The following is a 17,863-nucleotide window of genomic DNA, read 5'->3' as shown; positions in this document are numbered from 1 at the left end:
GTTTTAGTTATTGAGCTGCTTGTTGATTCTGATATGCAGTAAGGAAATGTTCCGGGTTTGCCACATCACTGTTTGACAACTCATCACTGTAGGCCACCGACCAGGTCGCCTGCTCATCCGGAATATGCAGGCTGCCATTCCCCTCTTTCAGGCGTAATAACTCAAAAGATTTGCCCTTAATTACGGCGGTATAGGATTTTCACCTTCCTGTAATGCTTTCACTTTACAGCGAAAAATATGGCCATCGATGTCATTATCAACATGCGATACCTGAATGAGGGCTTCATTAGAGGCTTTCGGCCCTATCCGCATCATCCACACCACAGCGCCTTCCTGCCCACGATAGCCAAAAACATATTTACCGATTTCCGGTTTGACCGTATCGGCAAACGCAGATTGCATAAGTAATAACGCACCCATCAGCGCCGTCATAAAACGCAGCATAGTATTCCCTCAATAAATCGCCTGAAGTGGTAGCAGAGATGCAGGCGTAGCGATCCCTGCCCTGTCCTGTTGCAACGGGCCAGTATTTCATAGATTAATTTCCCACCACTATTGTTGAATTCCGAATTTCATCCTGTATGACAAAAGAATGGCTGTAGGGTGGGGAAAAAACACAAAGTAAACAATAATTGACGAATATAGCGCCACGCTGTTCGCAACCTAACCAAACAGTCACTTTCGAGCAATTTTCCTTGAAAAAGAGGTTGACGCTGCAAGGCTCTATACGCATAATGCGCCCCGCAACGCCGATAAGGTATCGCGAAAAAAAAAGATGGCTACGTAGCTCAGTTGGTTAGAGCACATCACTCATAATGATGGGGTCACAGGTTCGAATCCCGTCGTAGCCACCATCTTTTTTTGCGGGAGTGGCGAAATTGGTAGACGCACCAGATTTAGGTTCTGGCGCCGCAAGGTGTGCGAGTTCAAGTCTCGCCTCCCGCACCATTCACCAGAAAGCGTTGTACGGATGGGGTATCGCCAAGCGGTAAGGCACCGGTTTTTGATACCGGCATTCCCTGGTTCGAATCCAGGTACCCCAGCCATCTTCTTCGAGTAAGCGGTTCACCGCCCGGTTATTGGGGTATCGCCAAGCGGTAAGGCACCGGTTTTTGATACCGGCATTCCCTGGTTCGAATCCAGGTACCCCAGCCATCGAAGAAACAATCTGGCTACGTAGCTCAGTTGGTTAGAGCACATCACTCATAATGATGGGGTCACAGGTTCGAATCCCGTCGTAGCCACCAAGTTCTGAATGTGTCGAATGCGTTCGGCAAATTCACAAACCAATTTGTTGGGGTATCGCCAAGCGGTAAGGCACCGGATTCTGATTCCGGCATTCCGAGGTTCGAATCCTCGTACCCCAGCCAATTTATTCAAGACGCTTACCTTGTAAGTGCACCCAGTTGGGGTATCGCCAAGCGGTAAGGCACCGGATTCTGATTCCGGCATTCCGAGGTTCGAATCCTCGTACCCCAGCCACATTAAAAAAGCTCGCTTCGGCGAGCTTTTTGCTTTTCTGCGTATATTCAATGTCGAATGCGATGTTGACTCGTCTTATCCTTCAAAGTCGGATGCGACGCTGACGCGTCTTATCCGACCTACGGTTGGCATGCATCCGGCAATGTTGTAAGGCTACAACCCTAACGCATATTTCAGCGCCTGACGTTTCAACATGCCAGCACGCTCCGCCGCCATCAAACCAAGATTACGCACAAAACGCAGTGGTGGCAGATTATTGCTGAATCCGGCATAAAACAGATCCATACCGCTCTGCATAATGAAGTTATCCGCCATGCGCCGCATCTGGTAACGCTTGAGGATCGGATAACTGGCCCACGCTTCGCCATGGCTGCGAGCGTTGACCAGAACGTCAATCAGGGCATCGACATCACGATAACCAAGATTCACCCCCTGCCCCGCCAGCGGATGGATGGTATGCGCGGCATCGCCCACCAGTGCCAGTCCCGGCTGCACATACTGCAACGCATGGCGGCGCGTCAGCGGAAAAGCGCCAGCGGCAAGCGGTGTTACATACCCAAGACGTGACGGGAAATGCTTCGCGATTTCCGCCTGTAGCTGCGCCATATTCATATTCTGCAACTGGCGAATGCGTGCCGGAGAGTCATACCACACCAGCGATGCCCAGTTATCAAACAACGGCAGAAACGCACGAGGTCCATCCGGGGTAAATTGCTGCCAGGTGCTGTCGCCGGGATCGTTCTCACACTGTACGCTAATCAACATACACGACTGTGCATACTGCCAGGCATGAACGCCAATTCCCGCCATCTGCCGCACCTGCGAATTTGCGCCGTCGGCACCAATCACCAGCTTCGCGCGGATCGTTTCACCGCCCTTCAGTTCCAGCTCCTGAAGATCATTATGGCGATGCAGCGCAATCAGCGAGCCTGGCACACGTAACGTTACTTTCGGATGCGCTTCCAGCGCCTGCCACAGCGCCTGTTGCAGGACAGTGTTTTCCACCATGTAGCCAAGCAGCGGTAGCTTAAGTTCAGCGGCGTCAAACACCACATGCGCCGTTTCCCACTCCCACGTTTCCAGTCTGCGGTAAGGATGGCAACGCATAGCCTGTACCGCGTCCCAGACGCCTAAACCTTTAAGCAATGATACCGAAGCCGCACTGATCGCCGAGATCCGCACGTCCGGTTGGCTGTCAGCGACAAACGGCGCAGGTTCTGCGTGCTCGATCACCGTTACCGCAAATCCGTGCTGTGCCAGCCCCAGCGCCAGTGCGCCGCCGACCATTCCTCCGCCGACAATGGCAATTTCCGTTGGTTGATTTGTCATGGTCAATCATCCTGTTAGCAATATGCTTTAAGTTTACAGGATTTTTACCCCCAAGGGCTGATAACGCTCATACTGGTCACAACGGCAGCAAAGCATTACACTATGCGCCCTGCATTCCTGGCTACTATTTCGCAAGAGCAAGTCGATGACCAAAAAACTCCATATTAAAACCTGGGGCTGTCAGATGAACGAGTACGATTCATCGAAGATGGCCGATCTGCTGGATGCCACCCACGGCTATCAACTGACCGACGTGGCGGAAGAAGCGGATGTGCTGCTGCTGAACACCTGCTCAATCCGCGAGAAGGCTCAGGAAAAAGTCTTCCATCAGTTGGGTCGCTGGAAACTGTTAAAAGAGAAGAATCCAGACCTGATTATCGGCGTCGGCGGCTGCGTGGCATCGCAAGAAGGCGAGCACATTCGCCAGCGCGCCCACTATGTCGATATTATTTTTGGGCCGCAAACGCTGCACCGCCTGCCGGAGATGATCAACTCCGTGCGCGGCGACCGCAGCCCGGTTGTAGATATCAGCTTCCCGGAAATCGAGAAGTTTGACCGTCTGCCGGAACCGCGTGCCGAAGGGCCGACCGCGTTTGTCTCCATCATGGAAGGCTGCAATAAATATTGCACCTACTGCGTAGTGCCTTACACCCGTGGTGAAGAGGTAAGCCGTCCGTCCGACGATATTCTGTTTGAGATTGCCCAACTTGCTGCTCAGGGCGTGCGTGAAGTTAACCTGCTCGGCCAGAACGTGAACGCCTGGCGCGGTGAGAACTACGACGGCACCACCGGATCGTTTGCCGATCTACTGCGTCTGGTTGCTGCGATCGACGGGATCGATCGTATTCGCTTTACCACCAGCCATCCGATCGAATTCACCGACGATATCATCGAAGTGTACCGCGACACGCCGGAGCTGGTGAGCTTCCTGCATCTGCCGGTACAGAGCGGTTCCGATCGCATTCTGAACCTGATGGGACGTACCCATACAGCGCTGGAGTACAAAGCGATCATCCGTAAACTGCGTGCGGCGCGTCCGGATATTCAGATCAGTTCTGACTTCATCGTTGGCTTCCCTGGTGAAACCACCGAAGACTTCGAGAAAACGATGAAGCTGATTGCCGACGTCAATTTCGACATGAGCTACAGCTTTATCTTCTCTGCACGTCCGGGTACGCCAGCCGCCGATATGGTTGATGATGTTCCGGAAGAAGAGAAGAAGCAGCGTCTGTATATTCTACAAGAACGTATTAATCAGCAAGCGATGGCATGGAGCCGCCGGATGCTCGGCACCACCCAGCGTATTCTGGTAGAAGGTACATCGCGTAAGAGCATCATGGAGCTTTCCGGTCGCACTGAAAATAACCGCGTGGTCAACTTCGAGGGCACACCGGATATGATCGGTAAATTCGTCGATGTAGAAATTACCGACGTCTACCCGAACTCTCTGCGCGGTAAAGTGGTGCGAACTGAAGATGAAATGGGTCTGCGCGTGGCAGAAACACCGGAATCGGTGATTGCCCGTACCCGCAAAGAAAACGACCTTGGCGTGGGTTATTATCAGCCGTAATTCTCAGGCCCGCCGTTCCGGTGGGCCTTGTTTTTTCTCTCTTTATCCCCATCTTTATCGCAATGCTTGCGCCTTTTTCCTGTGGCGTGAATAATTTCCTTATAGGCCGGTGAATGTTCAGCTTCCGGCGGCATACAGATAAGAGGAACGGTTTGAACATAGACACTCGCGAAATCACCCTGGAGCCAGCAGACAACGCGCGTCTGTTGAGCCTGTGCGGCCCGTTTGATGACAACATCAAACAACTCGAACGCCGTCTCGGCATCGAGATCAATCGCCGCGATAACCACTTTAAACTGACCGGCCGTCCGATTTGCGTCACCGCTGCGGCAGACATTCTGCGTAGCCTGTATGTCGATACCGCCCCGATGCGCGGTCAGATTCAGGATATTGAACCGGAACAGATCCACCTTGCGATTAAAGAAGCGCGGGTACTGGAGCAAAGCGCGGAGAGCGTGCCGGAGTACGGCAAAGCGGTCAATATCAAGACCAAACGCGGCGTAATCAAACCGCGCACGCCAAACCAGGCGCAGTACATTGCCAATATTCTCGACCATGACATCACCTTCGGCGTTGGCCCGGCGGGTACGGGTAAAACCTACCTGGCAGTGGCTGCGGCAGTTGATGCCCTGGAGCGTCAGGAAATTCGCCGTATTCTGCTGACTCGTCCGGCGGTAGAAGCCGGTGAGAAACTGGGCTTCCTGCCTGGCGATTTAAGCCAGAAAGTAGACCCGTATTTGCGCCCGCTGTACGACGCGCTGTTTGAAATGCTGGGCTTTGAGAAAGTCGAGAAACTGATTGAGCGCAACGTTATTGAAGTCGCGCCGCTGGCCTATATGCGTGGCCGTACGCTGAACGACGCGTTTATCATTCTCGATGAGAGCCAGAACACTACCACCGAACAGATGAAGATGTTCCTGACCCGTATCGGTTTTAACTCAAAAGCGGTTATCACCGGCGACGTCACGCAGATCGACCTGCCGCGTAATACCAAGTCAGGCTTACGTCATGCCATCGAAGTGCTGGCTGACGTCGAAGAGATCAGCTTTAACTTCTTCCACAGCGAAGACGTGGTTCGTCACCCGGTGGTGGCGCGTATCGTTAACGCTTATGAAGCCTGGGAAGAAGCAGAACAAAAACGTAAAGCGGCGCTGGCAGCAGAACGCAAGCGCGAAGAACAGGAACAAAAATGAGTCAGGTGATCCTCGATTTACAACTGGCATGTGAAGATAATTCCGGGTTACCGGAAGAGAGCCAGTTTCAGACATGGCTGAATGCGGTGATCCCGCAGTTTCAGGAAGAGTCGGAAGTGACTATTCGCGTGGTCGATACCGCCGAAAGCCACAGTCTGAATCTGATCTATCGCGGTAAGGATAAGCCGACCAACGTGCTCTCCTTCCCGTTTGAAGTGCCGCCTGGCATGGAAATGTCGCTACTGGGCGATCTGGTTATCTGCCGTCAGGTGGTTGAGAAGGAAGCTCAGGAGCAAGGCAAACCACTGGAGGCGCACTGGGCGCATATGGTGGTGCACGGCAGTCTGCATTTGTTAGGTTACGATCACATCGAAGATGACGAAGCAGAAGAAATGGAAGCCCTCGAAACAGAGATTATGCTTGCTCTGGGCTATGAGGATCCGTACATTGCCGAGAAAGAATAATTTGCCAGGCATTTGACTGGCAGATGTCCCCGCCGTTGGTGATTAACGACGGCGTTTTGATTAACTAACATGAGAACCCATACGACGCCATGAGCGACGACAATTCACATAGTAGTGACACGATAAGCAACAAGAAGGGATTTTTCTCCCTGTTACTCAGCCAACTTTTCCACGGTGAACCGAAAAACCGTGACGAACTGCTGGCGCTGATCCGTGATTCCGGGCAGAACGACCTTATCGACGAAGATACGCGCGATATGCTCGAAGGGGTGATGGACATCGCAGACCAACGCGTCCGCGACATCATGATCCCCCGCTCCCAGATGATTACCCTGAAACGCAACCAGACGCTGGACGAATGCCTTGATGTCATCATCGAGTCCGCCCACTCACGTTTCCCGGTGATTAGCGAAGACAAAGATCACATTGAAGGGATTCTGATGGCGAAAGACTTGCTGCCGTTTATGCGCAGCGATGCTGAAGCCTTCAGCATGGACAAAGTGTTACGTCAGGCAGTTGTCGTTCCTGAAAGTAAGCGCGTAGACCGGATGCTGAAAGAGTTTCGCTCTCAGCGTTACCACATGGCGATCGTCATTGACGAATTCGGTGGGGTTTCCGGTCTGGTGACCATTGAAGACATCCTGGAACTGATTGTTGGTGAGATTGAAGACGAGTATGACGAAGAAGATGATATCGACTTTCGTCAGCTGAGTCGCCATACCTGGACCGTGCGCGCACTGGCTTCCATTGAAGACTTCAACGAAGCGTTCGGCACCCACTTTAGCGATGAAGAGGTCGACACCATCGGTGGTCTGGTGATGCAGGCATTTGGGCATCTTCCGGCGCGTGGCGAAACCATCGACATCGACGGTTACCAGTTCAAAGTGGCGATGGCCGACAGTCGGCGTATTATTCAGGTTCATGTCAAAATCCCGGATGACTCACCCCAGCCGAAGCTGGATGAATAAAACCGAAACTGGATAGATAACTACATGGCTTTTGCCTCATTAATTGAACGCCAGCGCATTCGCCTGCTGCTGGCGTTATTATTCGGTGCCTGCGGAACGCTGGCCTTCTCTCCTTACGACGTCTGGCCTGCGGCGATTATTTCGCTGATGGGGCTTCAGGCGCTGACCTTTAACCGCCGTCCACTCCAGTCTGCCGCTATTGGCTTTTGCTGGGGATTTGGCCTCTTTGGCAGCGGTATTAACTGGGTCTATGTCAGCATCGCGACTTTTGGCGGAATGCCTGGCCCGGTTAACATCTTCCTGGTGGTGCTGCTGGCGGCGTATTTGTCGCTGTATACCGGACTGTTTGCTGGCGTGCTGTCGCGTCTGTGGCCGAAAACCACCTGGCTGCGCGTGGCGATTGCCGCCCCTGCTCTCTGGCAAGTGACCGAGTTTCTGCGCGGTTGGGTGCTGACCGGCTTCCCGTGGTTACAGTTCGGCTATAGCCAGATTGATGGCCCGTTAAAAGGGCTGGCACCGATAATGGGCGTGGAAGCCATTAACTTCCTGCTGATGATGGTTAGTGGCCTGCTGGCACTGGCGTTGGTCAAACGCAACTGGCGTCCGCTGGTAGTGGCCGTCGTGCTGTTTGCCCTTCCCTTCCCGCTGCGTTACATCCAGTGGTTTACCCCGCAACCGGAGAAAACCATTCAGGTTTCGATGGTTCAGGGCGATATTCCGCAATCACTGAAATGGGACGAAGGCCAGCTTCTTAATACGCTGAAGATTTACTACAACGCAACGGCACCGCTGATGGGCAAATCATCGTTGATTATCTGGCCGGAGTCGGCGATAACCGATCTGGAAATTAATCAGCAACCGTTCCTCAAAGCACTGGACGGTGAGTTGCGCGATAAAGGGAGCTCGCTGGTAACCGGGATTGTTGACGCGCGTCTCAATAAGCAGAACCGCTACGATACTTACAACACCATCATCACGCTGGGGAAAGGTGCGCCGTACAGCTACGAATCAGCCGATCGCTATAACAAAAACCATCTGGTGCCGTTTGGCGAGTTTGTCCCGCTGGAGTCGATTCTGCGTCCGTTAGCGCCGTTCTTTGATCTGCCAATGTCGTCGTTCAGCCGTGGGCCATATATCCAGCCACCGCTGTCGGTAAACGGTATTGAGCTTACTGCGGCTATTTGCTACGAGATCATTCTCGGCGAGCAAGTGCGTGATAACTTCCGCCCGGATACTGACTACCTGCTGACTATCTCCAACGATGCATGGTTTGGTAAGTCTATTGGTCCATGGCAGCACTTCCAGATGGCGCGAATGCGTGCGCTGGAGCTGGCGCGCCCATTGCTGCGTAGCACCAACAACGGCATTACGGCGGTGATTGGCCCGCAGGGTGAGATTCAGGCGATGATCCCGCAGTTCACCCGCGAGGTGTTAACCACTAATGTGACACCGACCACCGGACTCACACCGTATGCACGTACCGGCAACTGGCCGCTGTGGGTGCTGACGGCGCTGTTTGGTTTTGCCGCTGTGCTGATGAGCCTGCGTCAACGACGTAAATAATCCCTTCTTATCGTGCCGGAATACATCCCGTATTTCGGCACGCTCACCGGATGCGGCATCAGTGCGTTATCCGGATAACAAAATTCCCCTATCCAACTTTGGCACATCTATTGCTTTGTTATACAAGGCAAAGCTTGAACCAGCATCAGTACAACCCGGTTGCACCACAGCAATCCACGGGTAGCACCAAAAGAGTGCATTTTAAGAATTTTGCTTCGGAATGGTGCGGCGCATCTCGCAAAAACAAACAATAAAACAGCAATATCTTTACATTTAGCCAAACTAAATGTTACCTAACAGGCACAACACTGCACAATAAAGTTGCAGACGATAACAACACAAACACTCACAACGGGTATCCATGCGTTCTTAACGCAGAAGATAAAGGAGTTGGATATGCAATTACGTAAACCTGCCACAGCAATCCTCGCCCTGGCGCTTTCCGCAGGACTGGCACAGGCAGATGACGCCGCCCCGGCAGCGGGCAGTACGCTGGACAAAATCGCCAAAAACGGCGTGATTGTCGTCGGTCACCGTGAATCTTCAGTACCTTTCTCTTATTACGACAATCAGCAAAAAGTGGTGGGTTACTCGCAGGATTACTCCAACGCCATTGTTGAAGCAGTGAAAAAGAAACTCAACAAACCGGACTTGCAGGTGAAACTGATTCCAATCACCTCACAAAACCGTATTCCACTGCTGCAAAACGGCACTTTCGATTTTGAATGTGGTTCCACCACCAACAACGTCGAACGCCAGAAACAGGCGGCTTTCTCTGACACTATTTTCGTGGTCGGTACGCGCCTGTTGACCAAAAAGGGGGGCGATATCAAAGATTTTGCCGACCTGAAAGACAAAGCCGTAGTCGTCACTTCCGGCACTACTTCTGAAGTTTTGCTCAACAAACTGAATGAAGAGCAAAAAATGAATATGCGAATTATCAGCGCCAAAGATCACGGTGACTCTTTCCGTACCCTGGAAAGCGGTCGTGCCGTTGCCTTCATGATGGATGACGCTCTGCTGGCCGGTGAACGAGCGAAAGCGAAGAAACCAGACAACTGGGAAATCGTCGGCAAGCCGCAGTCTCAGGAAGCCTACGGTTGCATGTTGCGTAAAGATGATCCGCAGTTCAAAAAGCTGATGGATGACACCATCGCTCAGGTGCAGACCTCCGGTGAAGCGGAAAAATGGTTTGATAAATGGTTCAAAAATCCAATTCCGCCGAAAAACCTGAACATGAATTTCGAACTGTCAGACGAAATGAAAGCACTGTTCAAAGAACCGAATGACAAGGCACTGAACTAATTACAAGAACCAGGGGCGGAAATTCCAGCCCTCTCGATTGTTACGTAGCACGGACAGACTATACGCCTGATGGTCGTTCCCCATCGGGCCTGAAAACCGCAATACGCTGGGTAACAATCTTCGAGGGTAGCAGTTAACGCTGCTACCCTCTTTTTTCTGGAGTAGATTTATGTCTATAGACTGGAACTGGGGTATTTTTTTACAACAAGCCCCGTTCGGCAACACCACCTATCTTGGTTGGATCTGGAGTGGTTTTCAGGTGACGATCGCTTTGTCGATCTGCGCCTGGATTATCGCTTTCCTCGTCGGTTCATTTTTCGGCATTTTACGTACCGTTCCAAACCGTTTTCTCTCCGGTCTGGGTACGTTGTATGTCGAGCTGTTCCGCAACGTGCCGTTGATTGTGCAATTCTTTACCTGGTATCTGGTGATCCCGGAGCTGTTGCCGGAGAAAATCGGCATGTGGTTTAAGGCCGAGCTGGATCCCAATATTCAGTTTTTCCTTTCATCCATGCTTTGCCTGGGGCTGTTTACCGCCGCCCGTGTTTGCGAACAGGTACGCGCCGCGATTCAGTCGTTGCCGCGTGGGCAAAAGAATGCCGCGCTGGCAATGGGGCTGACGCTACCGCAGGCTTACCGCTACGTACTGCTGCCTAATGCTTATCGCGTTATCGTCCCGCCGATGACTTCGGAGATGATGAACCTGGTGAAAAACTCCGCCATCGCCTCGACTATCGGTCTGGTAGATATGGCGGCGCAGGCGGGTAAATTACTCGATTACTCCGCTCACGCCTGGGAGTCGTTTACCGCCATTACGCTTGCGTATGTGTTGATTAACGCTTTTATCATGCTGGTGATGACGCTGGTTGAACGTAAAGTTCGCCTGCCCGGCAACATGGGGGGCAAATAATGTACGAGTTTGACTGGAGTTCCATTGTTCCTTCCCTGCCATATCTGCTCGACGGGCTGGTGATCACCCTGAAAATCACCATCACGGCGGTGGTCATTGGGATTTTGTGGGGCACGATGTTGGCGGTAATGCGTTTATCCAGCTTTGCGCCTGTGGCGTGGTTTGCTAAAGCCTACGTTAACGTGTTCCGTTCGATCCCACTGGTGATGGTACTGTTGTGGTTTTACCTGATTGTGCCGGGTTTTCTGCAAAATGTGCTGGGATTATCGCCGAAAACCGATATCCGTTTAATTTCTGCAATGGTGGCGTTTTCGATGTTTGAAGCAGCCTACTATTCAGAGATTATCCGCGCTGGTATTCAAAGTATTTCTCGTGGTCAGTCGAGCGCCGCGCTGGCGTTGGGGATGACTCACTGGCAGTCGATGAAACTGATTATTCTGCCGCAGGCTTTCCGCGCGATGGTGCCGCTGCTGCTCACTCAGGGCATCGTACTGTTCCAGGATACCTCACTGGTGTATGTGTTATCTCTGGCCGATTTCTTCCGTACCGCCTCAACCATTGGTGAGCGTGATGGTACGCAGGTTGAGATGATCCTGTTTGCCGGATTTGTTTATTTCGTTATTAGCCTTAGCGCGTCGTTGTTGGTCAGCTACTTGAAAAGAAGGACAGCATAATGATTACCCTGAAAAATGTTTCAAAATGGTATGGTCACTTTCAGGTGCTGACCGACTGCTCAACCGAAGTGAAAAAAGGCGAAGTGGTGGTGGTTTGCGGCCCGTCTGGTTCCGGCAAATCAACGCTGATTAAAACCGTCAACGGCCTCGAACCGGTGCAGCAAGGTGAAATTACCGTCGATGGCATCGTGGTTAACGATAAGAAAACCGATCTGGCAAAGCTGCGTTCCCGCGTCGGGATGGTGTTCCAGCATTTCGAGTTGTTCCCCCATTTGTCGATTATTGAAAACCTGACCCTGGCGCAGGTGAAAGTGCTTAAACGCGATAAAGCACCCGCTCGTGAAAAAGCATTGAAATTGCTGGAGCGCGTGGGACTTTCCGCACATGCCAATAAATTTCCGGCGCAGCTTTCCGGCGGTCAGCAACAGCGTGTGGCGATCGCTCGCGCATTGTGTATGGATCCTATTGCCATGCTGTTCGACGAACCGACATCGGCGCTGGATCCGGAGATGATCAACGAAGTGCTGGACGTAATGGTCGAACTGGCGAACGAAGGAATGACCATGATGGTGGTGACCCACGAAATGGGCTTTGCCCGTAAAGTGGCGAATCGGGTGATCTTTATGGATGAGGGTAAAATTGTCGAAGACTCGCCGAAAGATGCGTTCTTCGATGATCCGAAATCGGACCGCGCAAAAGACTTCCTCGCGAAAATTCTGCATTAATCACTCTGGCGCGCATACCCAAGTGCGCGCCATCTCACGCTTTATCGTTTCGCTCCTCGTATCTGTTACATCCTGGCGTTACCCTTGTCGCAAAGAAGCACACAACAAGGAGCAACAATGGCACTGCCAATTCTGTTAGATTGCGACCCAGGTCATGATGACGCTATCGCAATAGTTCTCGCCCTCGCCTCACCAGAGCTTGATGTCAAAGCAATTACGTCTTCCGCCGGAAACCAGACACCAGAAAAAACCTTACGCAATGTTCTGCGTATGCTGACCTTGCTTAATCGCACCGATATTCCGGTGGCAGGCGGCGCGGTAAAACCGTTAATGCGTGAGTTGATTATCGCGGACAATGTGCACGGCGAAAGCGGTCTCGACGGCCCGGCATTACCGGAACCGACGTTCGCACCGCAAAACTGTACGGCGGTGGAGCTGATGGCGAAAACGCTGCGTGAAAGTGCGGAACCTGTCACGATTGTGTCTACCGGACCGCAAACTAACGTTGCCTTGCTGCTCAATAGCCATCCGGAACTGCATAGCAAAATTGCCCGTATCGTGATTATGGGCGGCGCAATGGGGCTTGGTAACTGGACGCCAGCCGCCGAGTTTAATATTTATGTTGACCCGGAAGCGGCAGAAATTGTCTTCCAGTCAGGGATCCCGGTGGTGATGGCCGGTCTGGATGTTACTCACAAAGCACAAATTCACGTTGAGGACACCGAGCGTTTCCGCGCGATTGGCAACCCTGTTTCAACCATTGTTGCCGAACTGCTGGATTTCTTCCTCGAATATCATAAAGACGAAAAATGGGGCTTTGTCGGCGCACCGCTGCATGACCCATGCACCATCGCCTGGCTGTTAAAACCGGAGTTGTTTACCACTGTTGAGCGCTGGGTTGGCGTGGAAACACAAGGGAAATATACCCAGGGTATGACGGTTGTTGATTATTATTATCTGACCGGCAATAAACCGAATGCCTCTGTAATGGTCGATGTTGATCGTCAGGGCTTTGTTGATTTACTGGCTGATCGTCTGAAATTTTACGCTTAACACACGTCATTGATTAAGATCACCACGCGTTACCTGGGTGGTCTTAATCTGTTTATCTCTTTTTCTTTCAAGATATAAATGCAATGGATAATGCAGAACTCGCCATTGGTATCGATCTCGGTACTACCAATAGTTTAATTGCCGTCTGGAAAGACGGTGCCGCGCAATTAATTCCAAATAAGTTCGGTGAATATTTAACACCATCCATAATTAGCATGGATGAAAATAATCATATTTTAGTCGGAAAACCGGCTGTATCACGGCGTACTTCGCATCCGGATAAAACGGCAGCGTTATTTAAACGTGCAATGGGCAGTAATACCAACTGGCGGTTAGGCAGCGACACATTTAACGCGCCAGAACTGTCCTCTTTGGTATTACGCTCATTAAAAGAAGATGCCGAAGAATTTCTGCAACGTCCGATTAAAGATGTGGTGATCTCTGTTCCGGCTTATTTCAGCGATGAACAACGCAAGCATACCCGTTTAGCAGCGGAGTTAGCCGGTTTAAATGCGGTACGCTTAATTAATGAACCCACAGCAGCTGCGATGGCGTATGGCCTGCATACCCAACAAAATACCCGTTCGCTGGTGTTTGATCTCGGTGGCGGCACGTTTGACGTTACGGTGCTTGAGTACGCCACGCCGGTGATTGAAGTTCACGCCTCCGCTGGCGACAACTTTCTTGGCGGCGAAGATTTTACTCATATGCTGGTGGATGAAGTTTTAAAACGCGCCGCAGTGGCTAAAAACATGCTCAACGAAAGTGAGCTGGCAGCCCTGTACACCAGCGTGGAAGCGGCAAAATGCGGCAATCAATTACCGCTGCAAATTAGCTGGCAGTATCAGGAAGAAACGCGTGAGTGCGAATTTTACGAGAACGAACTGGAAGATTTGTGGTTGCCGCTGCTCAATCGCTTGCGAGTACCGATTGAACAGGCGTTGCGCGATGCACGTCTGAAGCCAAGTCAAATCGACAGTCTGGTGCTGGTTGGCGGCGCATCACAAATGCCGCTGGTGCAGCGAATCGCCGTGCGTCTGTTTGGCAAATTACCGTATCAAAGTTACGATCCGAGCACCATTGTCGCGCTGGGCGCAGCAATCCAGGCCGCCTGCCGCTTACGCAGTGAAGATATTGAAGAGGTGATCCTCACTGATATTTGCCCTTACTCGTTGGGTGTTGAAGTTAACCGCCAGGGCGTTTCCGGCATTTTCTCGCCGATTATTGAACGAAACACCACTGTACCGGTGTCGCGTGTAGAAACTTACTCGACCATGCACCCGGAACAGGATTCAATTACGGTTAACGTCTATCAGGGAGAAAACCACAAAGTTAAAAATAACATTCTGGTGGAATCCTTCGATGTGCCGTTGAAGAAAACCGGGGCTTATCAGTCGATTGATATTCGCTTTAGTTATGATATCAACGGCTTGCTTGAAGTTGACGTGCTTCTGGAAGACGGCAGCGTTAAGTCCAGAGTCATTAATCACAGTCCTGTAACATTGAGCGCGCAGCAGATTGAAGAGAGTCGGACGCGGTTATCCGCATTGAAAATTTATCCGCGCGATATGCTCATCAACCGTACCTTTAAAGCCAAACTGGAAGAGTTGTGGGCGCGGGCGCTGGGTGACGAGCGAGAAGAGATCGGCCGGGTGATCACCGATTTTGATGCGGCGTTGCAGTCAAACGATATGGCCCGCGTCGATGAAGTTCGGCGACGGGCGAGCGATTATTTGGCTATTGAGATCCCTTAAACACGGCTGCCGGATGCGGCATAAACGCTGCATCCGGCATCGGCGCAAAAAACACATCCTCAGCTAAACAACATCGCGATTTTTCCGAGAGCATAACCTATCACCAGCACCGTTAAGCTGATTTTGATAATACTGGTAATGCTCTGTGGTTTTTCATCCTCATCATTTTTTTCTTCGGGGTTTTCAGGTGTTGGCTCATCGACATCTTCATCCTCCGGCTCGAGTTTCACTTTCGTCAACAGCATCCGGGTGATAATGGCCTCTAATGGATGAGCATCTCCACCTTCCAGCCTTGTATTAAGACGGGCCAGCATCTCTTGTTTCGGGAACGCTTCCAGCACAACCTGTTCCGCTACCCGATACAAATCCAGTAACGGTGAATCTTGTTCTGTCTCGCTACCGACTCTCGATTTCCACCACGCCCATGCTTTGCGCTTGAAGAATAACGACTCAATAAACGATTGACCTAACGGCGATAATTTTCCGCTATGTAAAATTTCCGCCCATAACAGCCGCGTCCGGGCGCTCTCACCAGGAACATATTTCAACGGTTGACCTTGCGCATCAACCATGCTCTGCGCTTCGATAACCATCACTAACAGCGCGAAATAATCCGGGCAATGACGCTTGCTCCACTGCAACAACAAATTATCGGCTTGTGTAGATGGGTAACTCTCCCGGTATGCGCAGAGATCGGCAAGCAGGCTTTCCCCCTCGCCACAGTACAACCGTTGCGCACACTGGTAATAACGGGCATCTTCGCTTTCTGGTTCTTCTGCTTGCCACTGTTGGGCAACAGGAATGAGTTCCGCCATACCTATTTTCACCGAGCTGTACCAGCGCAACAGTTTGCGATGTAACTTGACATCATCAGGAATGAACCACGGACCTTCCATTGCCATAAACGCAGTGACATAGTCGGGATGGTAACGGCAGCAGCGTTCCAGCGCGAAGTAATACTCAACAGTCTGGTTCTGCAACGCGACGGGATATTCCAGAAGGCTAAGGAAATCGAAACAATCACCAGCCTGAATGGCCTCAAGAAAAGCCTCCCTTTCTTCCTCATCCATTCCTTCGCTGTCATTAAACGAATGCCAGTTCAAACGCTCTGCCAGCAAAGAAGCACAATTTAATGAAAGATATCGCGATTCTATAGCGATTGCACACAGCGGCCAGCGTAATTGATCGACATCCTCCATGTTCCAGGTATTTAATTGCTGAATAAATTTCTGCCAGGCGGAGGGCTGAAAACGATCACTTTCTGAATCCAGTAATGTCCTGAATGCACGTAGTATTTCATGTTCAGCGGCGGCATCTTTACCTTCATTATCTGCTTCCTCGACAGGATTTACCGCCAGTCGCAGCGCCTCTTCATAGGCCTGGCGTAATGCTTTAAACCCCTGCGGATCGGTTTCGGGATGACACAACGGTAAGCGAGCAAGATAAGCCTGGCGGATAATGTCTATTTGCGTCGTGCTTTCAATTTCGAGGATTTGCCAACATGTTTTCATAGGTCGCTCACATCCTTAAGCGTTACCGGGCATTCAGGCTGGACAGTTAATGGCTGCCAGGGAAGCGTGGCATAGAAACGATCGCTTCCCGCTGCCAGCTCTTCGAACATCCGACTCCCGGCGCTATCGTATTTGTACAGGGTTAGCGCCTCGCGTAGCGAAGCGTTGTCTTCGCACTGAGAAGATTGCCAGTAGAGACGCCCTAACGAATAGGCGGAAAAATAGTGCATCCAGCTGTGATAGTAATGGTGAGCTCGGACATAGACGCGCGATTGCAGCCATAAACTCTCGTCTTCCGTCAGCCAGTTGTTGAGCACACCGACCCGTGACAGAAACCCCATTCGAACATAATCCCAGGCTTTGATTCCCCCTTCTCCACAGCACATAGCGGTTTGGGCAACGAATTGGGTATAAATCAACCCTCTCTCCGAGCCACCAGCAATTAATGCTTTCCACTCTTCAGGGGAAGAGCGATGCCATGTCAGATATAAGCCAGCTAAATCATTGGCATGACCATCATCAGTCATCTGATAAATAGTCTGAATTAAATCATCACGATTATTTATTCCCCAGGATGATGAGAGATCGAATTCTTTTATCCCGGTATACATTTTTGGCGAGTCATGCGCGGGTTTGCAACCCTGATTAAGTATTTCCATGGGCGCAGAAAGCGCAAAAAGAAGATATTGTTCTTCCTTATTCATTTGTTAATAATCCCTTAAGTGCATTAACTGACTACTTTTTTATTATTGATGAGTATAAACTTGACGCTTTCAAAATAAAAAGAAAATCGAAGCATTCACACATGAATAAAAAATTAATGTATATATTCGCAATTTTTATAGTTGCAGCAATTACCTGTATTAGCCAACCCAAGAAAACGACGTTGCGTGATAAAGCCATGGTGAATTATGTCTTTGATTATTTAAGCTCACCGGGCAGTCTTCCATTCACCACGGCAGCCACGGAGCTTTCCGCGATTCATGGTCACTCAACGTCGCAATATCGCCTTGGAGAATTTTATCTTCATGGTAGCGACGGTAAACCACTGGATTATACACAGGCGAGATACTGGTATGAGCAATCAGCGGAACAGGAAAATCCACGCGCGCAAAGTAAACTGGGGTGGATCTACCTCAAAGGTCTGGGGGTTAAACCCGATACCCGTAAAGCAATTCTCTGGTATAAGGAAGCAGCTGAACAAGGGTATGCTCATGCTCAATATACTTTAGGTTTGATCTACAGAAACGGCTCAGGTATTAATGTTAACCATTATGAATCTCAAAAATGGTTAAAACTGGCCGCCAAACAACATTACAAAAATGCGGAAAGATTACTTGCCAGGCTTCCCGCACATTAACG

15 protein-coding genes, 7 tRNA genes and 1 pseudogene are annotated in these 17,863 nt (G+C 51.0%); 19 read left to right on the top strand and 4 right to left on the bottom strand.

The window, feature by feature from the left end; genetic code table 11:
* Positions 1–7: 7 nt before the first annotated feature.
* A pseudogene (locus G434_RS31025) lies at positions 8–444 on the bottom strand (hypothetical protein).
* Positions 445–777: 333 nt separating this feature from the next.
* On the opposite strand from G434_RS31025, the gene G434_RS02465 reads away from it, so the two are divergent.
* The 7 genes from G434_RS02465 (at position 778) to G434_RS02495 (ending at position 1,482) form a co-directional block, all read left to right on the top strand.
* Positions 778–854, top strand: a tRNA-Met gene (locus tag G434_RS02465).
* A gap of 9 nt (positions 855–863) precedes the next feature.
* A tRNA-Leu gene (locus G434_RS02470) sits at positions 864–948 on the top strand.
* A gap of 23 nt (positions 949–971) precedes the next feature.
* Positions 972–1,046: transfer RNA gene (locus G434_RS02475), tRNA-Gln, on the top strand.
* Positions 1,047–1,080: 34 nt separating this feature from the next.
* Positions 1,081–1,155, top strand: a tRNA-Gln gene (locus G434_RS02480).
* Positions 1,156–1,170: 15 nt separating this feature from the next.
* Positions 1,171–1,247 (top strand) — tRNA-Met (locus G434_RS02485).
* A gap of 48 nt (positions 1,248–1,295) precedes the next feature.
* Positions 1,296–1,370: transfer RNA gene (locus tag G434_RS02490), tRNA-Gln, on the top strand.
* 37 nt (positions 1,371–1,407) lie between these two features.
* Positions 1,408–1,482: transfer RNA gene (locus tag G434_RS02495), tRNA-Gln, on the top strand.
* 153 nt (positions 1,483–1,635) lie between these two features.
* Here G434_RS02495 and ubiF read toward each other — a convergent pair.
* Entirely contained in the window at positions 1,636–2,811 is a 1,176-nt protein-coding gene (gene ubiF / locus G434_RS02500; protein WP_000184547.1) for a 3-demethoxyubiquinol 3-hydroxylase, read from the bottom strand.
* Between the two features lie 145 nt (positions 2,812–2,956).
* On the opposite strand from ubiF, the gene miaB reads away from it, so the two are divergent.
* The 11 genes from miaB to hscC all read left to right on the top strand — a co-directional run bounded on the left by miaB (position 2,957) and on the right by hscC (position 14,990).
* Positions 2,957–4,381 (top strand): tRNA (N6-isopentenyl adenosine(37)-C2)-methylthiotransferase MiaB, encoded by a 1,425-nt coding sequence (gene miaB / locus G434_RS02505; protein WP_000162740.1) that lies wholly within the window; start codon positions 2,957–2,959, stop codon positions 4,379–4,381.
* Between the two features lie 152 nt (positions 4,382–4,533).
* Entirely contained in the window at positions 4,534–5,574 is a 1,041-nt protein-coding gene (locus G434_RS02510; protein ID WP_024193853.1) for a PhoH family protein, read from the top strand.
* Positions 5,571–6,038, top strand: a complete 468-nt coding sequence (gene ybeY / locus G434_RS02515; RefSeq protein WP_000084463.1) for an rRNA maturation RNase YbeY — start codon at positions 5,571–5,573, stop codon at positions 6,036–6,038. The genes G434_RS02510 and ybeY overlap by 4 nt, the downstream gene beginning before the upstream one ends.
* A gap of 89 nt (positions 6,039–6,127) precedes the next feature.
* Positions 6,128–7,006, top strand: coding sequence for a CNNM family magnesium/cobalt transport protein CorC (gene corC / locus G434_RS02520; RefSeq protein WP_001278605.1), 879 nt, complete (start codon positions 6,128–6,130; stop codon positions 7,004–7,006).
* A 24-nt stretch (positions 7,007–7,030) separates the two neighbouring features.
* Positions 7,031–8,569, top strand: coding sequence for an apolipoprotein N-acyltransferase (lnt, locus tag G434_RS02525; protein ID WP_000853024.1), 1,539 nt, complete (start codon positions 7,031–7,033; stop codon positions 8,567–8,569).
* A gap of 396 nt (positions 8,570–8,965) precedes the next feature.
* Positions 8,966–9,874: a glutamate/aspartate ABC transporter substrate-binding protein GltI gene (gene gltI / locus G434_RS02530; protein ID WP_001309342.1), complete on the top strand. Its 909-nt coding sequence runs from the start codon at positions 8,966–8,968 to the stop codon at positions 9,872–9,874.
* A 169-nt stretch (positions 9,875–10,043) separates the two neighbouring features.
* Complete coding sequence (gene gltJ / locus G434_RS02535) at positions 10,044–10,784, top strand: glutamate/aspartate ABC transporter permease GltJ (RefSeq protein WP_000020941.1); 741 nt, start codon at positions 10,044–10,046, stop codon at positions 10,782–10,784.
* Positions 10,784–11,458, top strand: a complete 675-nt coding sequence (gltK, locus tag G434_RS02540; protein ID WP_000272809.1) for a glutamate/aspartate ABC transporter permease GltK — start codon at positions 10,784–10,786, stop codon at positions 11,456–11,458. The genes gltJ and gltK overlap by 1 nt, the downstream gene beginning before the upstream one ends.
* Positions 11,458–12,183, top strand: a complete 726-nt coding sequence (gene gltL, locus G434_RS02545; protein ID WP_000631384.1) for a glutamate/aspartate ABC transporter ATP-binding protein GltL — start codon at positions 11,458–11,460, stop codon at positions 12,181–12,183. Before gltK ends, gltL begins: the two co-directional genes overlap by 1 nt.
* Positions 12,184–12,300: 117 nt before the next feature.
* Complete coding sequence (rihA, locus tag G434_RS02550; protein ID WP_001207525.1) at positions 12,301–13,236, top strand: pyrimidine-specific ribonucleoside hydrolase RihA; 936 nt, start codon at positions 12,301–12,303, stop codon at positions 13,234–13,236.
* 83 nt (positions 13,237–13,319) lie between these two features.
* The gene (hscC, locus tag G434_RS02555; RefSeq protein ID WP_000367863.1) at positions 13,320–14,990 is read left to right on the top strand and encodes a molecular chaperone HscC; all 1,671 of its coding nucleotides are present in this window, start codon (positions 13,320–13,322) and stop codon (positions 14,988–14,990) included.
* Between the two features lie 59 nt (positions 14,991–15,049).
* Here the strand turns inward: hscC and djlC are convergent, their stop codons facing one another.
* Together djlC and G434_RS02565 are read right to left on the bottom strand one after the other, a co-directional pair.
* Positions 15,050–16,501, bottom strand: a complete 1,452-nt coding sequence (gene djlC, locus G434_RS02560; RefSeq protein ID WP_001309341.1) for a co-chaperone DjlC — start codon at positions 16,499–16,501, stop codon at positions 15,050–15,052.
* Positions 16,498–17,205: a DUF1266 domain-containing protein gene (locus G434_RS02565; protein ID WP_001030927.1), complete on the bottom strand. Its 708-nt coding sequence runs from the start codon at positions 17,203–17,205 to the stop codon at positions 16,498–16,500. The genes djlC and G434_RS02565 overlap by 4 nt, the downstream gene beginning before the upstream one ends.
* Positions 17,206–17,306: 101 nt before the next feature.
* Here G434_RS02565 and G434_RS02570 point away from each other — a divergent pair, with 101 nt between their 5' ends.
* On the top strand, positions 17,307–17,861 hold the full coding sequence (locus G434_RS02570; protein WP_001035680.1) for a tetratricopeptide repeat protein: 555 nt from the start codon (positions 17,307–17,309) through the stop codon (positions 17,859–17,861).
* The last annotated feature ends 2 nt before the right edge of the window (positions 17,862–17,863 follow it).

Source organism: Escherichia sp. KTE172 (assembly GCF_000408845.1).
GTDB lineage: Bacteria > Pseudomonadota > Gammaproteobacteria > Enterobacterales > Enterobacteriaceae > Escherichia > Escherichia coli.
Note: the sequence above shows the minus strand (reverse complement) of the source record. Positions and strands in the feature narration are given on the sequence as shown.